15 protein-coding genes are annotated in these 12,667 nt (G+C 72.8%); 9 read left to right on the plus strand and 6 right to left on the minus strand.

Annotated elements, in window-relative coordinates; translation table 11 throughout:
- The first annotated feature begins 167 nt into the window (after positions 1–167).
- Complete coding sequence (locus O7635_RS31510) at positions 168–467, plus strand: ferredoxin (protein ID WP_278084132.1); 300 nt, start codon at positions 168–170, stop codon at positions 465–467.
- Positions 468–480: 13 nt separating this feature from the next.
- Here the strand turns inward: O7635_RS31510 and O7635_RS31515 are convergent, their stop codons facing one another.
- The 3 genes from O7635_RS31515 to O7635_RS31525 are packed head-to-tail and all read right to left on the minus strand — an operon-like array spanning position 481 to position 3,154.
- A complete protein-coding gene (locus tag O7635_RS31515; RefSeq protein ID WP_278084133.1) occupies positions 481–1,056 on the minus strand; it encodes a hypothetical protein in 576 nt (191 codons plus the stop codon).
- A complete protein-coding gene (locus tag O7635_RS31520) occupies positions 1,053–2,003 on the minus strand; it encodes a tRNA (adenine-N1)-methyltransferase (protein WP_278084134.1) in 951 nt (316 codons plus the stop codon). Before O7635_RS31520 ends, O7635_RS31515 begins: the two co-directional genes overlap by 4 nt.
- Positions 2,000–3,154 (minus strand): M50 family metallopeptidase, encoded by a 1,155-nt coding sequence (locus tag O7635_RS31525; RefSeq protein ID WP_278084135.1) that lies wholly within the window; start codon positions 3,152–3,154, stop codon positions 2,000–2,002. Before O7635_RS31525 ends, O7635_RS31520 begins: the two co-directional genes overlap by 4 nt.
- A gap of 67 nt (positions 3,155–3,221) precedes the next feature.
- Here O7635_RS31525 and O7635_RS31530 point away from each other — a divergent pair, with 67 nt between their 5' ends.
- From O7635_RS31530 to O7635_RS31540, 3 genes are all read left to right on the plus strand, one after another.
- Positions 3,222–4,181, plus strand: a complete 960-nt coding sequence (locus O7635_RS31530) for a PD-(D/E)XK nuclease family protein (protein WP_278084136.1) — start codon at positions 3,222–3,224, stop codon at positions 4,179–4,181.
- 54 nt (positions 4,182–4,235) lie between these two features.
- Complete coding sequence (locus O7635_RS31535) at positions 4,236–5,264, plus strand: hypothetical protein (RefSeq protein ID WP_278084137.1); 1,029 nt, start codon at positions 4,236–4,238, stop codon at positions 5,262–5,264.
- 104 nt (positions 5,265–5,368) lie between these two features.
- On the plus strand, positions 5,369–5,983 hold the full coding sequence (locus tag O7635_RS31540; RefSeq protein ID WP_278084138.1) for a TMEM175 family protein: 615 nt from the start codon (positions 5,369–5,371) through the stop codon (positions 5,981–5,983).
- On the opposite strand, the gene O7635_RS31545 is transcribed toward O7635_RS31540, so the two are convergent.
- The 3 genes from O7635_RS31545 to O7635_RS31555 form a co-directional block, all read right to left on the minus strand.
- Positions 5,916–6,491 carry a GNAT family N-acetyltransferase gene (locus O7635_RS31545; RefSeq protein ID WP_278084139.1) on the minus strand — a complete coding sequence of 192 codons (576 nt, stop codon included), beginning with the start codon at positions 6,489–6,491 and terminating at the stop codon, positions 5,916–5,918. The two genes, O7635_RS31540 and O7635_RS31545, sit on opposite strands and share 68 nt — an antisense overlap.
- 40 nt (positions 6,492–6,531) lie before the next feature.
- Positions 6,532–7,197: a hypothetical protein gene (locus O7635_RS31550; protein ID WP_278084140.1), complete on the minus strand. Its 666-nt coding sequence runs from the start codon at positions 7,195–7,197 to the stop codon at positions 6,532–6,534.
- A gap of 105 nt (positions 7,198–7,302) precedes the next feature.
- A complete protein-coding gene (locus O7635_RS31555; RefSeq protein ID WP_278084141.1) occupies positions 7,303–8,223 on the minus strand; it encodes an NAD(P)H-binding protein in 921 nt (306 codons plus the stop codon).
- A gap of 105 nt (positions 8,224–8,328) precedes the next feature.
- Here O7635_RS31555 and O7635_RS31560 point away from each other — a divergent pair, with 105 nt between their 5' ends.
- Genes O7635_RS31560 through O7635_RS31580 form a run of 5 tightly spaced genes read left to right on the plus strand, consistent with a single transcriptional unit; the run spans position 8,329 to position 12,533 of the window.
- Entirely contained in the window at positions 8,329–9,303 is a 975-nt protein-coding gene (locus O7635_RS31560; RefSeq protein WP_278084142.1) for an ABC transporter ATP-binding protein, read from the plus strand.
- Positions 9,300–10,073: an ABC transporter permease gene (locus tag O7635_RS31565; RefSeq protein WP_278084143.1), complete on the plus strand. Its 774-nt coding sequence runs from the start codon at positions 9,300–9,302 to the stop codon at positions 10,071–10,073. The genes O7635_RS31560 and O7635_RS31565 overlap by 4 nt, the downstream gene beginning before the upstream one ends.
- The gene (locus tag O7635_RS31570) at positions 10,073–10,858 is read left to right on the plus strand and encodes an ABC transporter permease (protein ID WP_278084144.1); all 786 of its coding nucleotides are present in this window, start codon (positions 10,073–10,075) and stop codon (positions 10,856–10,858) included. Before O7635_RS31565 ends, O7635_RS31570 begins: the two co-directional genes overlap by 1 nt.
- Position 10,859: 1 nt before the next feature.
- Positions 10,860–11,396, plus strand: a complete 537-nt coding sequence (locus tag O7635_RS31575; RefSeq protein ID WP_278084145.1) for a GNAT family N-acetyltransferase — start codon at positions 10,860–10,862, stop codon at positions 11,394–11,396.
- A gap of 30 nt (positions 11,397–11,426) precedes the next feature.
- Positions 11,427–12,533 (plus strand): beta-eliminating lyase-related protein, encoded by a 1,107-nt coding sequence (locus O7635_RS31580; protein ID WP_278084146.1) that lies wholly within the window; start codon positions 11,427–11,429, stop codon positions 12,531–12,533.
- Positions 12,534–12,667: the final 134 nt, after the last annotated feature.

Raw genomic sequence — 12,667 nt, forward strand, 5'->3', positions numbered from 1 at the left:
AAACGTTCTGTCATAACACTAACCGCTCCGACGACGATTTAGACCCAGGCAACACCCTCGTCACCGGTTCTTGATCTCGTCCGGTTGGCGTTCGTCACTCACCAACGGGCCGGAAAACCTTCGTCAGGTACGGTCGGAGCGTACGAACGTAGCTCGCGGGAGGCGATGTGACGACTCAGACCGACACTGATCAGTTGCGTGTCTGGGTGGACCAGGACCTGTGCACGGGCGATGGACTGTGCGTGCAGTACGCGCCGGACGTCTTCGAGTTCGACATCGACGGCCTGGCGTACGTCAAGGACGGGTCCGGAGAGCTCCAGGTGTCACCTGGTGTCCGGGTTGACGTGCCCGCTCACCTGCGGTTGGACGTGCTGGACTCCGCCAAGGACTGCCCGGGCGAGTGCATCCACGTCATGCGCGGCGACTCCGACGACGAGGTCGCCGGCCCCAACGCCCCGGTCGAATGATGGTGCCGCCGTCTCACAAAGTGGGACGGCCGACCAGCGAGGCGACCAGCCGGGCGAAGTCTTCCAGCCGGGCGATCTGACCCGCGCCCCCGTCGTCGAGGGTCTTGCCGAAGCGCAGCGCGTCGTGCCGCGGCAGGTGCACACCCTCGTCGGCCGCGCCGGCCTCGTCCATCGAGCTGAGCAGCAGGTAGACGTCGATCGAGTCGGTGCGGGCCTGGCCGCTGGGCGAGCGCGACAGCCGCCGCCGGCAGCCGACCTCGGTGACCGTGGACAGCGGCACGACCCGCAGCGACGAGGTCATCGACCCGGCCGGGCCGTCGGTGGGCGGGACGTCCTCGCCGTGCCAGAGCACCAGCCGGCTGCCGTCGCAGACCACGACCTCCTGCCAGACGCCGTTGACCTCGTTGACGAACCGCTCGAGAGTGAAGCAGACCACAGTCGCGCCGTTGAGCACCCCGCCGAGGGCCTCCAGCGCCACGTCGGGGTCGCGCAGGTAGGCCCGGGCCGCGGAGTCCAGGTCGGGGTAGGGCGACCAGTCCGGGAAGACGGCGGGCAGGTCGTTGCCGCCGCCGAAGGAGGGCCGGCTCATCTCGGCTCACCCGGCTCGGGGGCCGCCCCGTCGACCGGTGGGGGTTGGGCGGCGGCCTTGCGGATCGCGTACGCCTCGGCGCCCTTGGAGGGCTTGCGCCGGCGCGGCGGTGCGATGACGCCCGGCGCGAGCTTGCGGGCCGAGACCAGGAACGCGGTGTGCGCGATCATGCGGTGGTCGGGGCGGACGGCCAGCCCCTCGGCGTGCCAGTCGCGGACCAGCGACTCCCAGGCGCGCGGCTCGGTGAAGCCGCCCTTCTCGCGCAGCGCCTCGACCAGGTCGGAGAGCTGCGTGGTGGTGGCGACGTAGCCGATGAAGACACCGCCCGGCACCAGCGCGCGGGAGATCAGGTCGACCGCGTCCCACGGCGCGAGCAGGTCGAGGATGATCCGGTCGAAGCCGGTCTCGGTCGTGCTAAGGACGTCGCCGGTGCGCAGGGTCCAGGCCGGGTGCGGGCCGCCGAAGAAGGCCTCGACGTTGCGGCGGGCGATGGCGGCGAAGTCCTCGCGCAGCTCGTAGGAGATCAGGTCGCCGGACGGGCCCACCGCGCGGAGCAGCCAGGTGGCCAGGGCGCCCGAGCCGGCGCCGGCCTCGAGGACCCGCGCCCCGGGAAAGACGTCGCCCATCGTGACGATCTGCCCGGCGTCCTTGGGATAGATCACCTGGGCGCCGCGGGGCATGGAGAGCACGTAGTCGGAGAGCAGCGGCCGCAGCGCCAGGTATTCGGTGCCGCCGGTGGAGCGGACGACCGAGCCGTCGGGCCGGCCGATGATCTCGTCGTGCGCGAGCGCGCCGCGGTGCGTGTGGAACTCGCGTCCGGCTTCGAGGACGACGGTGTGCATGCGACCCTTGGGGTCGGTGAGCTGGACCCGGTCGCCGATCCGGAACGGCCCCCGGTTGCGGGGGGTCGTGTCGGGCTCGGGCTGTGCGGTGGTGGTCGGGTTCACGTCCTCGTCTTTCCGTTGGGCTCCAGCAGCTGCGCCAGGTCGGCGAGGCGCAGCACACCGACCACATCTTCGCCCGAGGTGACGAGGTATTGCGAGCCCGGGTTGCGCTGGACCGTGCTGATCACCTGATCGCCGCTCGTGCCGACCGGAATGGTGGGCACGCCGTCGATGCCCCGGGCGACGGTGTCGACGGAGACCCAGGGACGGCGCTCCAGGGGTACGGCCTCCACGGCGGCCTTCTCGACCAGCCCGACCAGGCGCCCGGAGGAGTCGGCAGTGGCCAGCGCGTAGTCCTGGGCGCCGGAGGCCAGGGCCAGTCGCTGCGCCTCGGCCAGCGGGGTGCCGCTGCGCACCGGGAACACCGGTCGGGCCAGCCGGCGCAGGTCGATCAGCGGAAAGCGGCGGCTGATCCGGGCGAACCGGATGCTCTGGCCGGCGCCCTGCCACAGCGTCAGCGCGATCAGCAGCATGAACACCAGGCCGAAGAGCGACAGGACGTCGAAGTACGCCAGCGCGGCCACCGTGATCGCCACGGCGACGGCCAGGCCGCGACCGGTCCAGCCGGCGACCTCGGTGCCGACGTGGCGGTCCTTGGTGCCCCACCAGACCAGGGCGCGCAGGGCCCGGCCACCGTCGAGCGGCAGGCCGGGCAGCACGTTGAAGATGGCGACGACGACGTTGCTGAACGCGACCTGGAAGCTCAGCTCGTTCCAGAGCGTGCCGTCGGGCAGGGCCAGCGTCAGCCCGACGGCGGCGCCGCCGAGGACCAGCGAGACGGCCGGACCCGCCAGCGAGACCAGCAGGTCGACCCGGGGGTTGGGGGCGTCGCGGTCCATCTCGGTGTAGCCGCCGAGCAGCTCCAGTGTGATGCCCTTCACCCCGATGCCGTAGCGGCGGGCGGTGATCGCGTGGCCGAGCTCGTGCAGGAGCACCGAGACCAGCAGGCAGACCACGAAGCCGAAGCCGACCAGGTAGCCGGCGCCGGGGTGCAGGTCGAGCTGCTGCCGGACGAAGTTGCCGTAGAGCAGGGTGATCAGCCCCGCGAGCAGGAGGACCGAGGGATTGAGGTAGAGCGGGACACCCCAGAGGCGGCCGACCACCAGCCCGGGCCGCCGCTCGGTCCGTTCTTCGCCGCTCGCGTTGTCTGCCATCGTATCGATGCTATCGACACGACCCGCCCACGCGGATTCGTCGTACCCCTCGTTTAGCGTTCTGGGCATGACGACGCAGGCTGTGTCCCTCGAGCCGGGCGACGACGCGCCGGTTTACCCGTCGCTGTCGCCGTCCCGGGCGGCCGACTTCAAGACCTGCCCGCTGCTCTACCGGTTCCGCACGATCGACCGCCTACCGGAGACCCCGAGCCCCGACCAGGCCCGCGGCACGCTGGTGCACGCGGTGCTGGAGCGACTGTTCGACCTGCCGGCGGCCGAGCGCACCGCCGCCGCGGCCAGCGACCTCGTGGCGCCGGAGTGGGCCCGCATGGTCGACGAGGTGCCCGAGCTGGCCGACCTGTTCGACACCGACCCGCCGACGCTGATCGACGTGCGCGAGGTCACGGTCGCGCCGGCGGGGGCGACCCTGGGTCCCGACGCGGTCGAGGTGCGGCGGCCGTGGACGACCGACGAGTTCCTGGCGTCGGCGCGGGGGCTGCTGTCGGGCTACTTCTCGGTGGAGGACCCGCGGCGCCTGGAGCCGGCCGAGCGGGAGACCCTGATCAGCGCCGTCGTCGACGACCAGCTGCTGATCCGGGGCTACATCGACCGCCTCGACGTGTCGCCCGACGGCGCGCTGCGGGTCGTCGACTACAAGACCGGCGGCGCGCCCCGCGAGGCCTTCGAGGCGCGGGCGCTGTTCCAGCTGAAGTTCTACGCGCTGGTGCTGTGGCGCACCCGGGGCGTGGTCCCGCGGGTCCTGCGGCTGCTCTACCTCAAGGACCAGGAGGTCTGCGACTACTCCCCCGACGCCGAGGAGCTGGCGCGCTTCGAGCGCACGCTGGTCGCGCTGTGGCAGGCCATCGAGCGGGCCAAGGAGGCCAAGGAGTTCCGCCCCAAGCCGAGCCGACTATGCGGTTGGTGCGCGCACCAGGCGGTGTGCCCGGCGTTCGGCGGCACCCCGCCACCGTTCCCGGCCCCGCGCGAGCCCGTGGCCGAGGTGCTCACGCCGGGCGCCGACGAATAGCAGCGGGTGACCGGCCTGGACGTCCGCTCGCCGGGTCCGGAAGGATCGGTGGACATGACCGTGGACCGCGCGACAGGCAGTCTCTGGGCTCGCCTGCGGGCGACCCGAGCCCAACCTCGCGGGGCCGCAGCCACCGACCGGCACCGCCGCGCCGTCTACACGGCGGCGCTGGAGCAGGCGGAACAACTCTTCCGCGCGGCGGCGACAGTAGGCCCGGCCACCCGGCCGCTACTCGCGTTCTACGGGCTGAGCCAGGCCGGTCGGAGCATCGCGGCGGCTGCCAGCGCCGCGCCCGCCCCGGACGGCTGGCGCTTGTCCGGTCACGGGATCAAGGGCATCGACTGGACCCGGCCACTCGACGAGATCGAGGTGCACGGTGATGGTTCGGCCAGGGGCAGCTTCATGCGGCTGTCGGCGATCCTCGACTCACCGGCCTGGGACCGGTCGGGAACCGTGCGGCTGGGCGCGCTCTGGGACACCCTGCCGGAGAACGTCCGCTGGCCGCTGCGCGACGGTCCGCACCGGCGGCTCCCACTCGAAGTCACCTATTTCGAGAGCCGCGGCGACGATGACGCGATCAGCGCGACGCTGCACGGCCTACCGGAGTGGGTAGTCCGCTCTACCAGCCCGCGCGCCGATCTGGACAGCTACCTCGCCGCCTATCCCGAGGCCGTCGATTACCAGTACACACCGATCAACCAGCATCCCGACGCCGGGCCGCTGTTCGTCGTCGACGAGGTCAGTGGGACCGGGAGCATCCACCTGCGGTGGACGATGCCATCCGGGGCAGGTACCTCTCCGGCCGACCGCACGCGGCGGTTGGAGACGATCGCCCGGACGTACGGCCGCACCAGGTTGCTGTTTCCCGCCGTCGGGACCAACGTGGCCAGTCTGCACCCGTTGATGGCCTGGTGGTCGGTGTTGTACGCGCTGTCGATGTTGGCGCGCTACCAGCCGGCGGAGTGGGCACGGCACATCGACGTCAACGAGAGCGGCTACGCGGTGCCGATCGAAAGGCTGCTCGACAAGGCGGTCGTCGCCGTGCCGAGCTTGGTCTACCAGACACTGGACGAGGTCTGCTGACAGTTTCACCCGGTCGTGGCGTTAGGCCGCGTCGCGGCCGTCCGACCGCTGTCGGCGGCTAGCGTGGGTGGATCATGCTTCCCAGGCGGCCACGGTCCACGCGCATGGCGCGGTTGGAGCGCGGTCCGGGGCGGCTCGTGGCGTTCAGCGACGGGGTCTTCGCCATCGCCGTGACGCTGCTGGTGCTGGAGATCCAGCCGCCGGAGGACTTCACCCATCTCGCGCGCGGGTTGGGTGAGCTGTGGCCGTCCTACCTGGGCTACGCGCTGAGCTTCCTGCTCATCGGCCAGGTCTGGGTCAACCACCACGTGATGTTCGACCACATCCGCCACGTCGACCGGGAGGTGCTGTTCCTCAACACGGTGCTGCTCATGGTGATCGCGTTCCTGCCGTTCTCGACGTCGCTGCTCGCGGGCGCGCTGCGGGCCGACGCCGGCCTGCGCACCGCGGTCGTCGTCTACGGCAGCACGCTGTGGACGGCCGCGCTGCTGTTCAACATCATCTGGGCGCACCTGCGGCGGGCCGGCCTGCTGGAGGCGAGCCTCGACGTGCGCGCCGTGCGGTCGATCGGCCACCGTTTCGCGCTGGCGCTGCTCTGGATCGGCTCCGGCATCGTCGTCGGCGCCTTCGTGCCGGTCGCCGGCGTGGTCATCATCGCGGCCTTCCTGCCGGCCTATTACCTGCCGATCCGCGGCGAGTACGGTAGCGATCCCGGCTGATCGCGTGGACGGCCACGGGCTGGTCGTGGCCGGGCACGACCGTCTCGAACTCGGGTGTCAGGCCGAGCTTTGTCATCACCCGTTCCGAGCGGGCGTTGTCGACGTGGCGGATGCTGATGACGCGGTCGAGGCCGCGGTCGTCGAAACCGAAGCGCAGGGCGGCGGTGGCGGCCTCGGTGGCGTATCCCTGGCCCCAGGCGTCGCGGGCCAGCCGCCAGCCGATCTCCACGGCGGGCAGGACCTCGGGGAGGAACTCGGGCACGGCCAGGCCCGCCCAGCCGATCAGCCTGCCCGTCGCCCGCACCTCGACCGCGAACAGGCCGAAGCCGCGCTGGTCCCAGCCGTCCCGGATTCTCCGCAGGTCGGCTTCGGTGCGGCCGCGGTCGCGCACCGAGCCGTCCAAGATGTAGCGCATCACCTCGGGATCGGCGTTGACGGCCGCGAGCGGGTCGAGGTCGTCGTCCCGCCAGCCGCGGAGGAGCAGCCGCTCGGTCTCGATCGTCGTCACGGCCTCATTCTGGGCGCGCCGTCCAGGCCTTTTCGGCGCCCTACCCGAAGCTGGCCGCGACGATCGCCTCGAGGACGGACCGGCGGGCTCGCGGGTCACCGCCGTGGACGACCAGGTACTCCTCGCCGCCGGTCGGCCGCCAGGCGTGCAGGTGCGCCCGGCCGCCGGCCGCGTCGTCGGTGGCGAGCATGAGGGAGCCGTCTTGGACGAGGCCGACCGGCAGGTCGACCACCACGCCCGGCAGGCCGGCCGTGCCGGCCGGGTTGTGCAGCACGACCAGGCCGTCGACCGGGGCGCCGGCGCCGCCCGTGTAGTAGACCGTGCTCTCCGCCGGCGACAGCTGCCGCGACAGATCTCGCGGAATCGTGGTCTGCCTCAGAAACGTCGGCACACCGCGGATCATGCCGCGCGTCGCCGGCCGTTCGGGCGGGAGCGTCGCGGTCGGCGTGAGGTCGGCGGTGGGCGGTGCGGTCCCGGGCGGGGCGACCGCGATGGTCGGTGACCGTGAGCCGATAGGCGTGACGTCGGCGGTCGACGGCCCGCGCCCGGAAGTGGCGACCGCGGCGTCCGGTGGCCCGGAGCCGGCCATGGTGACGGCGGTCGGCAGAGCCAGCGCGGCCACGGCGGCGGCGACCGTCCAGCCGACCGCCCGCGCCCGCCGGCGGGCCCGGACGTCGGCGGGTGGGGCTTCCTCGATGTCACGCACGGGGCCGCGTCCCTTCGTCAGGTCACCCGAGAACCGCTTCGAGCTTTCCTGGACGAGGCACGAACCGGCAGGACGGTTCCCACCGGGCCGCCCGCCGCCCGCGCCTTATCGACCGCGCGGGATCGGCTCGGCGAAGGTCTCGCGGAGGGCCGGCTCGAGCGGGCGTCCCGTGGTCGGCTCGACGAACAGGTCGGTCAGGAGGAGGTCCGCGAGGTAGGACGGGTTGACGCCCGGCTCCTTGCGGCTCGACGCCAACACCGCCCCGCCGGCCCGCAGTGCGGCGCGCGCGACCGATGCCGGCAGGCGGCGGACCGGGCGTGGCCGACCGACCGCCGCCGCGATCCGGGTCAGCATCGCGGTCCACGTCAGGTTCTCGTCGGCCACCGGGATGTCGGCGCCGCTGCCCTGCTCGAGCGCGTCGGCGGCGACCTCCGCCACGCTGCGCGCCGACGCGCCGGCGGTGCCGCCGACCGGCAGCAGCAGCGGCGACCGGGACCGCGCCCACCGGTCCAGCGCGCCGGCCCAGTTCGGCACGCGCTCGCCCGCCCGACCGAACACGAACGGCAGCTCCAGCACCGCCACCGGTAACCCCGCCGCCGACCGGCCCGCGGCCGCCTGCTCCACCCGGCACCGGATGTAGGTGTGCCGCTCCGCCAGCCGCCACGCCGGGTTCAGGCGGTGGAAGTGGGTGTAGTAGGAGCCCATCACCACGCCGCGGGACAGGCCCGCCGCCCGGGCCGCCGTGAACAAGCGCTCCACCGGGGCGACCAGCGTCGCGCGGAAGGCGGGGTAGACCGGCTTCGGCAGAGGCCGCTGCTCGTCCGTACGCGTGGCGTAGACCACACCGTCGTGCCCGGACAGCACCGCCGCCCACGAATCGACCGACGCCTGCTCGACGTCGAGCACGTGGTCGACGCCCGCGCGGGCGGTGCGGGCCGCCGTGGTCACCACATGTCCCCGGCCGCGCAGCACGTCCACCACATGAGCGCCGATCAGACCACTGCCACCGACCACGAGGATTCGCACGGCTGCATCGTCCACGTTGGACCCCGGTGGCTGTCAAGGGGAAACGGGGTGGCGCCGACGCCGGCCATGTAGCACCGTAGCCGGGATCGCGAGGAGATGGTGCGCATGGCTCAACCGGTGATCGAGGTCGACGGGCTCGCCCGGAGCTTCCGAAGTCGAAAGGGTCTGCTGCGCCGGCCCGGCAAGGAGATCCAGGCCGTCCGTGGCGTCAGCTTCGCGGTGGAGCGCGGCGAGCTGTTCGGCCTGCTCGGGCCCAACGGCGCCGGCAAGACGACGACCATCAAGATGCTCATCACGCTGCTGCTGCCCAGCGCCGGCCACGCCCGCGTGCTCGGCCACGACGTGGTGCGGGACGCGCGCGACGTACGCCGGAAGGTCGGTTATGTCTTCGGTGGCGACCGCGGCCTCTATGAGCGACTGTCGGGTCTCGACAACCTGCGCTACTTCGCGGAGCTCTACGGCGTGCCGGCGCGCGAGTCCGCCGGCCGCGTCGCCGAGCTGCTCGAACTGGTCGGGCTGACCGGCCGCGAGAAGGAGCGGGTCGAGGGCTACTCGCGCGGCATGCGGCAACGGCTGCACATCGCCCGCGGCCTGCTGCACCGGCCCGAGGTGCTTTTCCTCGACGAGCCCAGCATCGGCATCGACCCCGTCGGCGCCCGCGAGCTGCGCACGACGGTCAAGGCCCTGGTCGAGACGGGTACGACGGTGCTGCTCACCACGCACTACATGTTCGAGGCCGACGAGCTGTGCGACCGGATCGGCGTGATCGCGCAGGGCCGGATCGTGGCCCTGGACACCCCGGCCGGCCTCAAGCGGCAGGTGACCACCGGCACCGTGCTCGAGATCGACGTCTTCGGGTTGCCGGACGGGGTCGTGGAGAAGGTCCGGGCCGAGCCCGACGTGCAGTCGGTGCTGGTGGAGGAGCAGGACCAGGCGCAGGTGCTGACCGTGCACGCCCGACCGGGCGCCGACGTGACGAGCGCGGTGATGGGGCACCTCGAGGGCAGCCGCTTCGGCCGCGTGATCACCCGGCAGCCGACGCTCGAGGACGCGTACGTCGAGCTGGTGAACGCCGCATGAGGCTGGCCCGCCTGGTCGCGGTCGCGTGGTGGCTGCAGCTCAAGATGCGCAGCCGGTCGGCCTTCGACGGCCTGCTGTCGCTGCTCTACCCCGGTTTCTTCGCGACCACCATCTTCATGATGTTCCGGCAGGGCGACGCGGCCGGCCCGGCGCTGCTGTCGGCCGCCGTCGGGTCGAGCGCGATGGGAATCTGGTCGGCGGTGAGCACGACGGCCGCGTTCGCGCTGCAGATGGAGCGCCGCCAGGGCACCCTCGAGCTGCTGGTGCTCGCGCCGCAGCCGTTCGCCCTGCTGCTGGTGCCGCTGACGCTGTCGATGGCCACGATCGGCGCGTACAGCATGGTCGCTACCCTGCTCTGGGGCCGGTTCGCGTTCGGCATCGACATCGCGATCGCCGACCCGGCCGCGTTCGTGGTGGCGGTGGTCGTCACCGTGTTCGCGATCGCGATGCTGGGGATGCTGATCGCCATCTCGTCGATCCGCTACCGGTCGGCGTGGGCGCTCGGCTCGGCGATCGAGATGCCGGTCTGGCTCATCTGCGGCTTCCTGGTGGCGATCAGCGACCTGCCGGCCTGGGTGCGGCCGATCTCGGCGCTGCTGGCTCCGACCTGGGGCGTGGCGGCGATGCGGGCCGCGGCCAACGGCGGCACGCCATGGGTCGACCTGGGCTGGTGCCTGCTCACCGCGGCCGCGTACGGCGTGATCGCCGCCGTGGTCTCCCGCTGGATGGTGCACTCGGCCCGCGCCAACGCGACCCTGGCGCTGAGCTGATGAACAGCCTGCGCATCTTCTTCGTCGGCGGCCTGACCAGCTACCGGGCGCTGTTCAACTGGCTCACGCCGTGGATCCTGGTCCCCACCTTCCTGCTGACACCGCTGTTCCAGATCTTCCTGTTCGTCTACATCGGACGCACGGCGGGCGTGAGCGACGACCGCTTCTTCCTGATCGGGAACGCGGTGGTCAACGCGGCGGTGCCGTGCCTGTTCGCGATGGGCAACACCATCGGCGGCGAGCGTACGGCCGGGACGTTGCCGCTCCTGATCGCCTCGCCGGCCCGGCGGGTGCCGCTGTTCCTGGGGCGCGCGCTGCCGGTGATCGTCAACGGCTTCCTGGTCGCCGTGTTCGCCCTCGTCGTCGGCGCCCTGCTGCTGCGGGTCGACCTGCCCCCGGCCACCTGGGGCGGCATCGCGGTCGCGGTCGCCACCTGCTCGGTCTCGTGCACGGCGCTGGGCCTGCTGGCCGCCGCGGTCGCCCTGCGGGTCCGCGAGACGGCCGTCATGTCGAACATCGTGCTCGGCATCCTGATCGTCTTCGCCGGGGTCAACGTCCCGATCGGCGCGATGCCGGGCTGGATGCAGGGCGTCGCCGCCTGGCTGCCGATGACCCACGGCATCGCCGCGACCCATGCGCTGGCGGCGGGCCGCGGCCTCGGCGACGTGGCCGGGACGCTGGGCACGGAGCTCGCCCTGGGCGCGTTCTACGCGGTCCTCGGCCTGGGGCTGCTGCGCTGGCTGGAGTGGGAGAGCCGGCGCCGGGCGACGTTGGACACGGCCTAGCATGGCGGATCTCGGACCTGTCCCCTGGCCGCCCGCACCGATCCGGACGAAGCGGCTCCTGCTGCGCGCGGCCGAGGCGCGGGACCGTCCGGCGTTCGTCGACCTGTACGCGTCGCCGGAGGTGCACACCTACCTCGGCGGCCCGCGGACCCGGGCCGACCTCGAGCGGGAGATGCCTGCCGTACCCGCGTCATGGCCCGGCAGTTTCGTCGTCGACCTCGACGGGACGATGATCGGCCAGATCCTGCTCAGGCGGGCGACCGACCACCGCAGCCCGGCCGCGCGGGGAAAGGCCGACCTCGGCTACCTGTTGCTGCCGCGAGCCTGGGGGTCCGGCTACGCGACCGAGGCGTGCGCGGCGGCCCTCGACTGGTTCGACGCGGTCCTGCCCGGCGAGCCGGTGGTGCTCACCACCCAGAGCGCCAACGCCGCCTCGATGCGCCTCGCGGCGAAGCTGGGCTTCACCGAGGTGGAACGGTTCCACGCCTGGGACGCCGAGCAGTGGCTGGGCCGGCGGCCCCCGCACGGCCGGCGCTGATCACCACCCGGACGGTGCGAGGATCGGCGGATGAGCGACGACACGAGGCAGCGTCGGGTTGCCGCGATGCGCGGGTGCGACCGGATCCTCTCCGGCGAGCGACCGCTGACCATGCGCGAGCGGCTGGCCGACCTCGGTGACGCGCTCGACGGCCAGCCCGACTTCTACGGCGACGGCCCGGTGACAGCGCTGGAGGAACGGGTCGCGGCCCTGCTGGGCACGGAGGCCGCCGTCTTCTTCCCGACCGGCACGATGGCCCAGCAGGTGGCGCTGCGCCACGGCGCCGACCGCACCGGCTGTCGCACGGTCGCCCTGCACCCGCTGGGCCATCAGGAGATGCACGAGCAGCACGCGTACGCCCAACTGAGCGGCCTCCACGCCGTCTGGCCCACGACCGCGCCGCGCAACCCGTCCGCGGCCGAGATCTCCGCCCTGGCGGAGCCCGTCGGGACGGTCGTGATCGAGCTTCCGCTGCGTGACGCGGGCTTCGTGCTGCCGACGTGGGAGGAGCTGTCGGACGCCGCCACCGCGGCCCGGTCCGCCGGGATCCGGGTCCACCTCGACGGCGCCCGCATCTGGGAGTCCACGCCGTTCCTCGGCCGGTCGCTCGGCACCGTCGCCGGGCTGGCGGACAGCACCTACGTCTCGTTCTACAAAACCGTCGGCGGCATCAGCGGCGGGGCGCTGGCGGGCTCCGCCGAGCTGGCCGCCTATGCCCGGGTCTGGCGGCACCGCTACGGCGGGCAGGTGTTCCAGCAGTGGCCGGCGGCGCTGACCGCGCTGGCCGGGCTGGACCGGGAGCTGCCGCGCATCCCGGAGTACGTGCGGCACGCGGAGACGGTCGCGGCGGCCCTGGCCACCCTGCCCGGGGCGAAGGTCCATCCGGCGCCGCCGCACACCCACCGGTTCCGGCTGTGGCTGCCCCATTCGGCGGAGGCCCTCAACGACGCGGCGCTGGCGCTGGCCGAGGAGGAGCGGGTGTGGTTCGCGGCCGGCTGGCGGGACGCGGAGGTGCCGGGGGTGGCGCTGGCCGAGATCACCGTCGCCGCGCCGGCCCTCGACTGGACCGCGGACCAGGTGGTCGACGCCGCGACGCGCTTCCTCCGCCGTGTCCGGGACGCGGCTGGGGCGGGGTAAGCCGGCCAGTTCCTGAACCGACGCCGACACAGCGGGCCGCCGCGCTCGCGCGATGCCCGAGCTGGCGGCCATCGGCGACCAGCGGCCGGCCCTGGTCACCCGGAAGCACCTGCAGCAACGGCCTCCTCGCCCTC

The sequence above is a fragment of the Asanoa sp. WMMD1127 genome (assembly GCF_029626225.1).
Lineage (GTDB): Bacteria > Actinomycetota > Actinomycetes > Mycobacteriales > Micromonosporaceae > Asanoa.

Bases quoted from the DNA above. Each gene is read 5' to 3' on its own strand.
- O7635_RS31565 (WP_278084143.1), top strand. From the start codon at position 9,300: ATGAGGCTGGCCCGCCTGGTCGCGGTCGCGTGGTGGCTGCAGCTCAAG.
- O7635_RS31535 (WP_278084137.1), top strand. From the start codon at position 4,236: ATGACCGTGGACCGCGCGACAGGCAGTCTCTGGGCTCGCCTGCGGGCG.
- O7635_RS31540 (WP_278084138.1), top strand. From the start codon at position 5,369: ATGGCGCGGTTGGAGCGCGGTCCGGGGCGGCTCGTGGCGTTCAGCGAC.
- O7635_RS31575 (WP_278084145.1), top strand. From the start codon at position 10,860: ATGGCGGATCTCGGACCTGTCCCCTGGCCGCCCGCACCGATCCGGACG.
- O7635_RS31560 (WP_278084142.1), top strand. From the start codon at position 8,329: ATGGCTCAACCGGTGATCGAGGTCGACGGGCTCGCCCGGAGCTTCCGA.
- O7635_RS31580 (WP_278084146.1), top strand. From the start codon at position 11,427: ATGAGCGACGACACGAGGCAGCGTCGGGTTGCCGCGATGCGCGGGTGC.
- O7635_RS31525 (WP_278084135.1), bottom strand. From the start codon at position 3,154: ATGGCAGACAACGCGAGCGGCGAAGAACGGACCGAGCGGCGGCCCGGG.
- O7635_RS31530 (WP_278084136.1), top strand. From the start codon at position 3,222: ATGACGACGCAGGCTGTGTCCCTCGAGCCGGGCGACGACGCGCCGGTT.
- O7635_RS31570 (WP_278084144.1), top strand. From the start codon at position 10,073: ATGAACAGCCTGCGCATCTTCTTCGTCGGCGGCCTGACCAGCTACCGG.
- O7635_RS31515 (WP_278084133.1), bottom strand. From the start codon at position 1,056: ATGAGCCGGCCCTCCTTCGGCGGCGGCAACGACCTGCCCGCCGTCTTC.